This is a genomic window from Pseudomonas sp. B21-010 (assembly GCF_024749325.1).
In the GTDB taxonomy this organism is placed as follows: domain Bacteria; phylum Pseudomonadota; class Gammaproteobacteria; order Pseudomonadales; family Pseudomonadaceae; genus Aquipseudomonas; species Aquipseudomonas kilonensis.
The window spans coordinates 57389-69617 of sequence record NZ_CP087198.1 but is presented as its reverse complement, the minus strand read 5'-3'; the positions used below and the strand labels follow the sequence as shown (position 1 = coordinate 69617).

Annotated in this window: 10 protein-coding genes; 7 read left to right on the top strand and 3 right to left on the bottom strand. The window is 61.2% G+C overall.

Going from position 1 to position 12229, the window contains the following annotated elements:
* Positions 1–191 precede the first annotated feature (191 nt).
* Together choX and betC are read right to left on the bottom strand one after the other, a co-directional pair.
* Positions 192–1112: a choline ABC transporter substrate-binding protein gene (choX, locus tag LOY50_RS00310; protein ID WP_018602678.1), complete on the bottom strand. Its 921-nt coding sequence runs from the start codon at positions 1110–1112 to the stop codon at positions 192–194.
* Between the two features lie 15 nt (positions 1113–1127).
* Positions 1128–2642, bottom strand: a complete 1515-nt coding sequence (gene betC / locus LOY50_RS00305) for a choline-sulfatase (RefSeq protein ID WP_258690111.1) — start codon at positions 2640–2642, stop codon at positions 1128–1130.
* Between the two features lie 114 nt (positions 2643–2756).
* Here betC and LOY50_RS00300 point away from each other — a divergent pair, with 114 nt between their 5' ends.
* Positions 2757–3707 (top strand): choline sulfate utilization transcriptional regulator, encoded by a 951-nt coding sequence (locus tag LOY50_RS00300; RefSeq protein ID WP_253470639.1) that lies wholly within the window; start codon positions 2757–2759, stop codon positions 3705–3707.
* Between the two features lie 93 nt (positions 3708–3800).
* Here LOY50_RS00300 and LOY50_RS00295 read toward each other — a convergent pair whose 3' ends face one another.
* Positions 3801–4460, bottom strand: a complete 660-nt coding sequence (locus LOY50_RS00295; RefSeq protein ID WP_214511168.1) for an NAD(P)-dependent oxidoreductase — start codon at positions 4458–4460, stop codon at positions 3801–3803.
* Positions 4461–4543: 83 nt separating this feature from the next.
* Between LOY50_RS00295 and LOY50_RS00290 the strand changes: the two genes are divergently transcribed.
* The 6 genes from LOY50_RS00290 (at position 4544) to LOY50_RS00265 (ending at position 12209) form a co-directional block, all read left to right on the top strand.
* A complete protein-coding gene (locus LOY50_RS00290) occupies positions 4544–4870 on the top strand; it encodes a DOPA 4,5-dioxygenase family protein (protein ID WP_258690110.1) in 327 nt (108 codons plus the stop codon).
* Positions 4871–5297: 427 nt separating this feature from the next.
* Entirely contained in the window at positions 5298–6605 is a 1308-nt protein-coding gene (locus LOY50_RS00285) for a CitMHS family transporter (protein WP_003196275.1), read from the top strand.
* A 61-nt stretch (positions 6606–6666) separates the two neighbouring features.
* Positions 6667–7434, top strand: coding sequence for a TerC family protein (locus LOY50_RS00280; RefSeq protein WP_214511166.1), 768 nt, complete (start codon positions 6667–6669; stop codon positions 7432–7434).
* A 336-nt stretch (positions 7435–7770) separates the two neighbouring features.
* On the top strand, positions 7771–9429 hold the full coding sequence (locus LOY50_RS00275) for a Na/Pi cotransporter family protein (protein ID WP_253470633.1): 1659 nt from the start codon (positions 7771–7773) through the stop codon (positions 9427–9429).
* 186 nt (positions 9430–9615) lie between these two features.
* A complete protein-coding gene (locus LOY50_RS00270; protein WP_258690109.1) occupies positions 9616–10998 on the top strand; it encodes a pitrilysin family protein in 1383 nt (460 codons plus the stop codon).
* A gap of 185 nt (positions 10999–11183) precedes the next feature.
* Positions 11184–12209 carry a DUF5924 family protein gene (locus LOY50_RS00265; RefSeq protein WP_003196268.1) on the top strand — a complete coding sequence of 342 codons (1026 nt, stop codon included), beginning with the start codon at positions 11184–11186 and terminating at the stop codon, positions 12207–12209.
* Positions 12210–12229 lie beyond the last annotated feature (20 nt).

The following is a 12229-nucleotide window of genomic DNA, read 5'->3' as shown; positions in this document are numbered from 1 at the left end:
GAACCCATGTGGCGAGGGAGCTTGCTCCCGCTGAGCCTGTAGGAGCTGTCGAGTGCAACGAGGCTGCGATCTTTCCCCAGACACTTGAGTTTCAAGCGAAAGATCAAAAGATCGCAGGCTTCGCCAGCTCCTACAGAGCCCAGCGGGAGCAAGCTCCCTCGCCACAAGAGCGGCTCGCCACACCATTATGCCTAGAGCTTGGCCTTCACCGCCGCCAGCGCATCCTTGCCATCGAGGGTCTTCACACCGTCCAGCCATTTATCCAGGACCGCCGGGTTGGCCTTGATCCAGGCCTTGGCCGCGTCGGCGTTGCTGACCTTGTTGTTCACCACCTCAGACATGATGCTGTTTTCCATGTCCTGGGTGAAGCTCAGGTTGGTCAGCAGCTTGCCCACGTTCGGGCAGGCCTGTGCATAACCTTTGCGGGTCAGGGTGTAGACGCTGCCGGTGTCGCCGAAGTATTTCTCGCCGCCCTTGAGGTAGTGCATTTTCAATTGCACGTTCATCGGGTGCGGGGTCCAGCCGAGGAAGGTCACGAACTTCTGTTTCTTCACCGCCCGGGAGACTTCCGCCAGCATCGCCTGCTCGCTGGATTCCACCAGTTTCCACTCGCCCATGCCGAAGTCATTGGTCTTGATGATTTCTTTCAGGGAGAGGTTGGCCGGAGCGCCGGAGCCGATGCCGTAGATCTTCTTGTCGAACTTGTCGGCGAATTTGTTCAAGTCGGCAAAGTTATGCACACCGGCATCCCAGACGTAGTCCGGGACCGCCAGGGTGAATTCAGTGCCGTCGAGGTTCTTGGCCAGTTGCGTGACGTCACCATTGGCGACGAACTTGTCATAGAAACCCTGCTGCGCCGGCATCCAGTTACCCAAAAACACATCCACCTGGCCATCCTTGAGGCCACCGAAGGTGATCGGCACCGCGAGGGTGTCGACCTTGGCCTTGTAGCCCATCCCGTCCAGCAGGAAACCGGTGATGGCATTGGTGGCGGCGATATCGCTCCAGCCCGGGTCGGCCATCTTCACCGTTTCGCAGCTTTGCTCGGCCCAGGCCGAAACACTGCTCAACGCCAACAGTCCAGCGGTCAGTACTGTGGATAACTTTTGCATGGCTTGCCCCTTACGTTATTGGTTTTGGCAGGGTTGTGGATAACGGGCCTTGCGTTCCAGATCGTCGAGGTCGATGTGGTTACGCATGTACTGCTGGCTGGCGTCCACCAGCGGCTGGTGATCCCAGCTCTTGAGTTTGCCCAGGGTCAGCGCCTGGGCGACGAAACGGCGGCGCCGCTGGCTGGCGAGCACCTGTTGATAAATGGTCGGGATGTCCCACTTGGCACGCGCCTCGGCGAGAAATTCGGCGAACAAGGATTGATGCTCAGCGGATTGGCTGAGATTTTCCAGTTCCTTGGGATCGTTGCGCAGGTCGAACAGCAGGCACGGGTCATCTTCGCTGTAGATGAATTTCCACTGGCCGCGACGGATCATCATCAAGGGACTGATGGTGCCTTCGGCCATGTATTCACCGAAGACTTCGTCATGCCCGCCCTGCCCTTGCAGATGCGGCACCAGCGAACGGCCATCCAGCGGCAAGCCCGGTTCCAACGTGCCGCCGGCCAGCTCGACCAGGGTCGGCAGCAAGTCGGCGGTGGACACGGCCGCGCCCACCCGGCCGCTGGCGAACTGCCCCGGTGCGCTGATGAGCAACGGGACGCGGGCAGCCATTTCGAACCAGTGCATTTTGTACCAGAGGCCCTTTTCGCCGAGCATGTCCCCGTGATCGCCGGAGAACACGATGATCGTATCGTCCAGCAGACCGGTGTCTTCCAGGGTTTGCAGGAGCTTGCCGACGTTGCTGTCAATGTAGCTGCACGCGCCGAAATAGGCGCGGCGGGCATCCCGAATCTTATCCACAGGCATTGGCTTGTCCCACAGGTCATAGACCTTCAGCAGCCGCTGGGAATGGGGGTCGAGCGCCGTTTGCGCCGGGGTCTGCGGCAACGGGATGTCGCTGTCGTCATACAAATCCCAGAACGCCTTGGGAATCGTGTACGGGTCGTGTGGGTGGGTCATCGATACGGTGAGGCAAAACGGCTGATCACCGTCCTCGCGAATGTGATCGAACAAGTACTGCTGGGCCTTGAATACCACTTCTTCATCGAAATCCAGCTGGTTGGTGCGCACGCACGGCCCGGCCTGCAACACCGACGACATGTTGTGGTACCAACTCGGCCGCACGTTCGGCTCGTCCCAGTTCACCGCCCAGCCGTAATCGGCCGGGTAGATGTCGCTGGTCAGGCGCTCCTCGTAGCCGTGCAGCTGGTCCGGCCCGCAAAAGTGCATCTTGCCGGACAGCGCCGTACGGTAGCCGAGGCGACGCAGGTAATGGGCGTAGGTCGGCACGTCCGCCGGGAAATCCGCCGCGTTGTCGTACGCACCGATCTTGCTCGGCAACTGGCCGCTCACCAGGGTGAAACGCGACGGTGCGCACAGCGGGCTGTTGCAATAGGCGGCATCGAACACCACGCCCTCAGAGGCGAGGCGCGACAGGTTCGGCAGCTTGATCGGCGAAGGACCGTAGATCGGCAACATTGGCGCGGCCATTTGATCGGCCATGATGAAAAGAATGTTCTTGCGCTTCATGTATTCGCGGCATTCCATAGTAGGCAGTTATGCGACATTGCTGCGATTGAGCATGTAGCCCCCGAGTTTTGGGGTAAAGCCCATGCAGGATAATGACTAGGATAAGCACAGCTTATGTATGACGCCCTGGGTGACCTGTCCCTGGAACTGTTCCGTGCCTTTGAAGCCGCAGCACGCCAACAAAGCTTTACGGCGGCGGCGATTGAGCTGGGCACCACGCAACCGGCCATCAGCCAGCAGATCAAGCGCCTGGAAGAGCAACTGGGTACGCGGTTGTTCGACCGCATCTACCGCGGCATCGAACTGACCGAGGCCGGGACGATCCTGTTCGAGCAGGTCCAGGCCGGCTTGCAAAGCATCGATGCCGGGCTGAGTGCGATCACTGCCCAGCATCAGCATGAGGTGCTGCAAGTCGCCACGGACTTCGCCTTCGCCGCCTATTGGCTGATGCCGCGCTTGCATCGCTTCCACGCCGCCAATCCGCAGGTGGACGTCAGCCTGGTGACCAGCGAACGCAACCACAACATGCTGCGCACTGATATCGACGTTGCCGTGCTGTTCGGCGACGGTCGCTTCAAACAAGGTGAAAGTCGTTGGTTGTTCAGCGAAGAAGTCTTTCCGGTGTGCAGTCCGCTGCTGCTCAAGGAACGTCCCCTGCCCTTGTCCGCCCAGGCCTTGGCGGAGTTTCCATTGCTGCACCTGCGCGCGGGCAACAGCAACAGCTGGTTCGACTGGAGCGGCGTATTCCGCGAGCTGGGCATCACCTCGCCGCCGGCGCCCGGGCAACTGCGCTTCGACAACTACACACTGCTCATCCAGGCGGCGATTGGTGGCCAAGGCGTCGCCATCGGCTGGCGGCACCTTGTGGATAACTTATTGGCGCAAGGCCTGTTGTGTCGTCCGATCGCCGAGACGGTGTTGTCGCGGCTGGGGTATTACGTGGTCTTGCCCCAGCGTAAACGCCGCGGTGTGTTGATCAGGCAATTCGTCGATTGGCTGATGGAAGAACAGGCCAACAGTGCCGAATCGCTCACGGGACTGCCGTTGCCGTCGATTGCTGTTTGAGTATGTGGCCGTTTTTTTGGGGCTGCTTCGCCCGAAGCGTCGGACCGGCCCAGCGGGAGCAAGCTCCCTCGCCACGGGAATGTGTGTCCACAGCTAGTTGGCGGCCACGAAGCTGACGTGCTCGCCCACGTGCAGGTTCAGGCGCAGCTCATCGGCGATGCCGACCGCCACCCGGTTGAGTCGCTCCAGGGATTCGGCCATGCCGGGTTCGAGGCTGGTGCTGACCTGGCTGAAATGTTCGATGCCCAGGCCAGGCGCGGCATAGGGTGCGTTGATCAAGGTCCACTGCAAGGTGCTGTTCTTCAGGGCATCGAGCACTTCTTCGGCGGCATGGCGCTGCAAATCGTCGTCCGTCGGCTCCTCGTCGAGCACCGCAAAGTCGCCCACCAGGAACAGCCGGGGAATATTCACCGCCTGCATGCCGGCGATCAGTGCATCCACGGCCAATACTTGCTCCACCGGGCCGGGAATCAATGTGCGCTCCACTTGTTCGCTGTTCATCGGCAGCCCCGGCGCGTTGAGCAGACACACCACGGCGCTGGCACCGGCAACACTTTGCTTGACCCGCTCGGGATCGAAAAGATCACCGGTCTTGGTCCGCAGGCCCGGGCGTGGAGCCAGGGCAGTAAGATCGTCGAGAATGGCGATGACTTCGTGCTGGCGCCGCAGCATTTCAGCCATCAACGCACTGCCGAGGCTGCTCATGGCACCATAGAGCACCACTTTGATGACCGGGGTTTCGGCGTTTTTCATGGCTGCTTTCCTCTTTATCCCGCGTGTAAAGGCTCTGACCCGCGGCAAACGGCGAGGGTTCGCCTCTTTTCAAGGAGTGACAGATGCAGCGGATCAAGGGCTACCACGCCCACGTGTATTTCGACGCCCACACCCTCGACCAGGCGCGGGCCTTGTGCGAGGAAGCGGCGCAACTGTTTCCGCTGAAAATGGGCCGCGTCCATCAACGCCCAGTCGGCCCGCACCCGGACTGGAGCTGTCAGCTGGCCTTCGACCCGCAGTACATCGGCGTGGTCCTGCCGTGGCTGGCGCTCAATCGCAAGGGCCTGGTGATTTTCCTGCACCCGGAGACCGGCGATGACCTGATCGACCACACCGAGCATGCGATCTGGATGGGCGCGGTGCGGCCGTTGAATCTTTCGGCGTTTTGATTGACCGGTGGCGCACCGCTTTTCTGTGGGAGCAAAGCTTGCTCGCGATGAAGACGCCGCGGCTCTCAAGCGGGAATGTGTCAGCTTCATCGCGAGCAAGCTTTGCTCCCACAGGTGAGCTTTACCCCACAGATAAATTTTGCTCCCACAGGTGAGCCTTGCCCCACAGAAAAAACTCCATTGTCTGCGGCGAAAGCTTGCTGAAAGCTAGCGCGATTAGGATCACCCCCACTACCGGCAAAAGACCGGTCGGCCAAAGCGAGTTTTCAAGGCTCGTTCGGCCCTTTTAACAACAACAATGGTGATTCTGATGTCCGCTGCTACCCGTCCCGCTGCACCCACTCCATCCGTCCGTCCCGTGCCCTGCATCTCGCGCTGACCTGTCCGGTTCGCCTTTGCCCGCCGCGCCACGCCTGGAGTATTTCCTATGCTGACTTTCCTTGGCTTCGCCATGGTCATCACGTTCATGTTCCTGATCATGACCAAGCGCCTGTCCGCGCTGATCGCCCTGATCATCATCCCGATCCTGTTCGCCCTGTTCGGTGGCTTTGCGCCGAAGATCGGCCCGATGATGCTCGAAGGCATCACCAAGCTCGCCCCGACCGGGGTGATGCTGATGTTCGCGATTCTGTATTTTGCCCTGATGATCGACTCCGGCCTGTTCGACCCGGCCGTGCGCAAGATCCTCAAGCTGGTCAAGGGCGACCCGTTGAAAGTTTCGGTCGGTACCGCCGTTCTGGCGCTCGTCGTTTCCCTTGATGGTGACGGCGCGACCACTTACATGATCTGCGTGGCCGCGATGCTGCCGCTCTACAGCCGCATCGGCATGAGCCCACGCATCATGGCTGGCCTGATCATCCTCGCCGGCGGCGTGATGAACATGACCCCGTGGGGCGGCCCGACGGCCCGTGCCGCCAGCGCCCTGCACGTGGACCCCTCCGACATCTTCGTGCCGATGATTCCGGCGATGGCCGCCGGTGTGGTGGCGATCCTGCTGATTGCCTACATGTACGGCAAGCGCGAGCGCGCACGCCTGGGTGAATTGCATCTGGTCGGTGATGAAATCGACCACAGCGAAATCAGCGTTTCCCAGTTCCCGGACGCCCGTCGTCCGAAGCTGATCTGGTTCAACGGCGCATTGACCCTGGGCCTGATGGGCACCCTGATCGCCGGCCTGTTGCCGCTGCCGGTGCTGTTCATGGTGGCCTTCAGTATCGCGATGATCGTCAACTACCCTTGCCTGCAACAGCAGAAAGACCGCGTTGCGGCCCACGCCGGCAGCGTGTTGGCGGTGGTCGGGCTGATTTTCGCAGCCGGTATCTTTACCGGTATCCTGTCCGGCACCGGCATGGTCGACGCCATGTCCAAGAGCCTGCTGGCAGTGATCCCGGACTTCCTCGGCCCGTACCTGGCAGTGATTACCGCACTGGTGAGCATGCCGTTCACGTTCTTCATGTCGAACGATGCATTTTATTACGGGGTGTTACCGGTTCTCGCCGAGGCTGCCAGCCATTACGGCATCACTGCCGTTGAAATGGCCCGTGCCTCCATCGTCGGCCAGCCCGTCCACCTGTTAAGCCCGCTGGTTCCGTCGACCTACCTGCTGGTAGCCCTGGCCGGGATCGAATTCGGTGATCACCAGCGCTTCACCCTGAAGTGGGCAGTACTGGTTTGCCTGTGCATAATGTTCGCCGCCTTGCTGATGGGGATCTTTCCGCTGTTCAGCACTCTATAAAAGCAATGCCCGCTGCGCCGCCATCGGCGGCGCGGCCTAACACTCGCTCAAAGGAACTCACATGGAATGGCTGACCAACCCGGAAATCTGGGTTGCCTTCTTTACCCTGACCGCCCTGGAAATTGTCCTGGGCATCGACAACATCATCATGATCTCGATCCTGGTCAGCCGCATGCCCAAGCACATGCAGGCGCGCACCCGGATCTTCGGCCTGGCGCTGGCCATGGTCACGCGGATCCTGTTGCTGCTGTCCATCACCTGGGTCATGCGCCTGACCGCCGATTTGTTCGAAGTGTTCGGCCAGGGCATCTCCGGTCGTGACCTGATCCTGTTCTTCGGTGGCCTGTTCCTGCTGTGGAAAAGCTCCCAGGAGATGTACCACGCGCTGGAAGGCGAAGATGAAACCAACGACGAACCTTCGGGCAAGGGCGGCAAATTCATCTACACGATCATCCAGATCGCGATCATCGACATCGTGTTCTCCCTGGACTCGGTCATTACCGCCGTCGGCATGGTCTCCCATGTTCCGGTGATGGTGGCGGCGATCATCGTCGCCGTGCTGGTGATGATGCTGGCCTCGGCCACTATCAGTGAGTTCATCGACAAGCACCCGTCGCTGAAAATGCTCGCGCTGTCGTTCCTGCTGGTGGTCGGTACCGTGCTGATCGCCGAGTCGTTCGACGTGCATGTGCCAAAAGGCTACGTCTACTTCGCCATGGCGTTTTCCCTGGCGGTGGAAGCCATCAACATCAAGATGCGCACTGCGATTGCACGCAAGCGCAAGCAGCAGGACCCGGTGAAACTGCGCAAGGACGTTCCTGGTCAGTAACTGTACAGGGCAATGAATGAAGGGGCTCTTGGAGCCCCTTTTTCATGCCCGCGAAAAAGTGGCCGAATACAAAACCTGTGGGAGCGAGCTTGCTCGCGAAAGCGGTGGATCAGACAGCATTAATGTGACTGACCTACCGCCATCGCGAGCAAGCTCGCTCCCACAGGGGGTTTGGTGGTTTTCGAGGGATGTATTTTTATGACAGTTTTGTTTCAAACGATTCTTTAGCTGTGCAATGCTGGCGCCCGAACCGTTCGCCAACTACAGCTTAAGTACAAGAAAGAAGAATGTGGCATCGCCAATTTGTCCCTTTGGGACGCTAACAGGGGGCTCCTCATGCTGACCCTGCTGAATTTGCTCTCCGCCGTCGCCCTGCTGATCTGGGGCACGCATATCGTGCGTACCGGGATCTTGCGGGTCTATGGCTCGAACCTGCGCCATGTCATCGGCCAGAACATGTCCCGGCGCTGGCTGGCGTTTGTCGCCGGCATCATGGTCACGGCCATGGTCCAGAGCAGCAACGCCACGGCCATGCTCGTCACCTCGTTCGTCGGCCAGGGCCTGATGGCGCTGACCCCGGCCCTGGCGACCATGCTCGGCGCCGACGTCGGCACCGCGCTGATGGCACGGGTGCTGACCCTCGACCTGTCGTGGCTGTCGCCGCTGCTGATTTTCCTCGGGGTGATTTTTTTCCTCTCGCGCAAACAGACCCGCGTCGGGCAAATGGGTCGGGTCGGCATCGGTCTGGGCCTGATCATCCTGGCCCTGCAATTGATCGTCGAAGCCGCGGCGCCCATCACCCACGCCCAGGGCGTGAAAGTGATCTTCGCCTCGCTGACCGGCGACATCCTGCTCGATGCCTTGGTCGGCGCGTTGTTCGCGATGATCTCCTATTCCAGCCTGGCCGCCGTGCTGTTGACCGCGACGCTGGCCGGCGCCGCGGTGATCAGCCTGCCGGTGGCCATCGGCCTGGTGATCGGCGCCAACATCGGCAGCGGCATACTGGCGTTCCTCAGCACCAGCATGCAGAACACCGCCGGGCGCCAGGTGGCACTGGGCAGCCTGCTGTACAAGCTGATCGGGCTGTTGTTGATCATTCCAGTGCTCGACCCGCTGGTGGGCTGGCTCGACAGCCTGGATTTCAGCCCCCAGGAAACGGTGATTGGGTTCCATCTGCTCTACAACACCGTGCGTTGCCTGGTGCTGCTGCCCAGCGTCGCCCCCATGGCGCGGCTCTGTGCCTGGTTGCTGCCGGAACGTCCGGACACCAACGGCACGGCCAAGCCGCGACATCTGGACCCTACCGCCCTCGTCACCCCGAGCCTGGCGCTGGCGAACGCGGCCCGGGAAACCTTGCGCATCGGCGATCTGATCGAAAGCATGCTCGAAGCCATGCTGGACGTGCTGCGGGGTACGCAGACGGCGGTGACCCAGGACGTGCGGCGCATGAGTGACGACGTCGAAGCGTTGTGCAGCGCAATCAAGTTGTACATGGCGCAAATGCCCCGTGAGGACCTCAGTGAGCAGGACAGCCGCCGCTGGGCGGAAATCATCGAGCTGGCGATCAACCTGAAACTGGCCAGCGACCTGATCGAGCGCATGTTGCGCAAGGTCCAGCAGCAGAAGACCTCGCAACGTCGCTCCTTTTCCGAGGTGGGCCTGGAGGAACTGGCGGGGCTGCACAGCCACCTGATCGCCAACCTGCGGCTGGGGCTGTCGGTATTTCTCAGTGCCGACCGGGAAAGCGCCCGTCAGTTGCTGCGTGAGAAACGTCGCTTTCGGGCGCAGGAACGGCGCATGGCCCATGCCCATGTCAGCCGCCTGCAGCGCAAGGTCGTGCAAAGCCTGGAGACCAGTTCCCTGCACCTGGAGCTGATCGCCGACATGAGACGCCTCAATTCGCTGTTTTGCGGCAGTGCCTATGTGGTCCTGGAGACCGCCGAGATCGGCGCGCTGGCGGCGGATGAAATTAGCGACATTACCCATTCGCCGTGAACGACTGGCGCATTGGTCAGTCAGTAACAATGGCTCGGGCCTGAAACCGTTCGCTGGCCCGCCTGCTCCCGTTGTCATGAACACCGCATAGATTCGATAGGGGGAGCGAGCCAACTCCGGGCGACGATCCGCCGATGACGGCCTGCCCGGCACCATGGACCTCCACTCAGCCGCCAGGAAGCCCTTATGCGTTGTCTGTTGTTCGCCTTTCTTTTGCTCGGTTCACTGCCCGTGTTCGCCCTGGACCGGTTCCAGGTCGAAGGCTATACGTTGCCCAACGGCCTGCAGCTGATGCTCAAACCGGGCAGCGAGCGCGGGCATGTGGCGATCCGCTTGGTGGTCGGCGTGGGCCTGGACGACTTCAGTTGCGCCGACAAGGAACTGCCGCATCTGCTCGAACACCTGCTGTTCAGCGGCGTCGATGAGGGCGGTGAAGGCGGCCTGGAAGAGCGCATGCAGGCCTTGGGTGGCGAGTGGAATGCCTTCACGAGCAACGCCGACACCACGTTCGTGATCGAGGCGCCAGCGCGCAATCAACGCAAGATCCTGGACCTGCTGCTGGCGCTGTTGACCCGCACCCGTATCGATGAAAAAGCCCTGGAGGCGGCCAAGCGGGTGGTGGAACGCGAGGACGGTGGCCACTACACCCACCTGCAACGCTGGCTCGATCATCAGGACCTGGGCCACAAGGCCAGCAACCAGCTGGCGGTTGAGCTGGGCCTGCGGTGCGCGGAACGGGCCGAGGTCGAGCGCCATACCCTCGCCCGCCTCGAACAGGTGCGCAAGGACTGGTATGCACCGAACAATATGACCCTGATCGTGGTCGGCGACCTTGACCGACTGCTGCCGGCCTACCTGGAGCGCGCCTTTGGCGAACTCGAGCCGGTGGAGCCCAGCCCACACGAGGCGCTGCCGCAGATTCGCTACAAGGCGGTCACCAAGCGCAACCTGATCCATGGCCTGGTCGGCAACAGCGCCAAGCTTCACTGGCTGTTCCCGGAGCCGGTGCTGGACGAGCAGCATGACGAAACCTTCGACCTGCTCAAGGATTACCTGGACTGGGCGCTCTACCGTCAATTGCGCCTGGCCCGTGGCTTGTCCTACGGACCGTGGACCGAGCGCGAGGTGTTCGGCGGCGTTGGCTTCTTCAGCCTGAACGCCGACCTGTCCCGCGAAGACTTGCCCGAAGCCGAACAGGCGCTGGAAGAACTGCGCAAGAGATTGCTCAAGGACGGCCTGGACCCCGCCGATTTCGTGCGCATCAAGCGCGCGGCCATTGCCCATCAGTCCTGGGCGGTTCAAGGCAACAGCGCACTGGCCGATTACTACTGGGGTGCCCTGGGCGATTATGAAGACGGCCGTTTCGCCAACCCGGCCCTGCGCCTGCAGGAGGTAAGCCTGGAACAGGCCAACGTGGCCCTGCGCGAACTGCTCAAGGACCCGGGTTACCTGCGCATCGAGAAACCGTTGCTCAGTGACGATGAGCTCGTCTGGGGGCTGAGCGGTCTGCTGGGGTTGTTGTTGCTCGCAATGGTGATGTGGCAGGTACGCCGCCGACGTAGGAGCTGACGAGTGCAACGAGGCTGCGATCTTTCCCCTGGCGCTTGAATCTCAAGTGAAAGATCAAGATCAAAAGATCGCAGCCTTCGGCAGCTCCTACAGGGCGGTGCCAAGCCACAACAATGCTCGTCACATCGATGTCCTGACGATACTCTGTCAGGGATATTTCCTACGACTTACTGTGAAACCACTGAATGCAAAACCTGACTCTCTACATCCAGCGCATCCTTGAACTGATGAAGCGCTATCCAGGGGTCATCGCGCTCGGTGGTTTCATTTCCGGGGTCGGCAGTTTCATGCTGGTGGACCGCCAGCAGGGCCTGGCGACGTGGATCGCCATCATGATGCTGGTGAGCTGGCTCTGGCTGATGGTCGAGAACAGCATGACCCGGCTGTTCGCGCGGATTTTCAAACGGGAAATCCCCCAGCCGCTGTTGCGCTACGCCACGCAGATGATTCACCAGGAAAGCCTGTTTTTCGTCCTGCCGTTTTTCTTCATTACCACCACCTGGAACAGCAGCCAGCTGATTTTCACCGGCCTGCTGACGATCGCGGCGCTGATTTCGATCACCGACCCGCTGTACTACAAATGGCTGGCGCCCCGGCGCTGGGCGTTCCTGGCGTTGCACACGCTGACGCTGTTCGCCGCCCTGCTCACTGCGCTGCCGGTGATCCTGCACCTGACCACCGACCAGAGCTTCAAGCTGGCGCTGGGCATTGCCATGCTGCTGTCGTTTCCCAGCCTGGCCTCGATCTTCCCGATCCGCACCGTACGCAACGCCCTGGCGATCCTGTGCATCACCCTGGGGATTGGCGCCGCCGGCTGGGTGCTGCGCTCCTGGGTGCCACCGGCCACGCTGTGGATGACCGAAGTGGCGATCAGCACCCAACTGGAAGACCGCACGCCGGGCGCCAGCCTCAAGGAAGTCAGTGCGGCCCAGATTCGTGGCAACGGCCTGTACGCCTACACCGCCATCAACGCGCCGCGAGGGCTTGATGAGCGGATTTATCACGTCTGGCAGTTCAACGGTAAAGAAGTCGACCGCATCGCCCTGGACATCCATGGCGGGCGCAAGGAAGGCTATCGCGCCTGGACCCACAAGCAGAACTTCCCGCAAGACCCGACGGGCAAATGGCAAGTGCGGGTGCTGACGGAAAATGGCCAGATGATCGGCGTGCTGCGTTTCAACGTGAGCGCTGACGCACCCGAGGCAAAATAACGGCGGTCGTGCTATTAGGT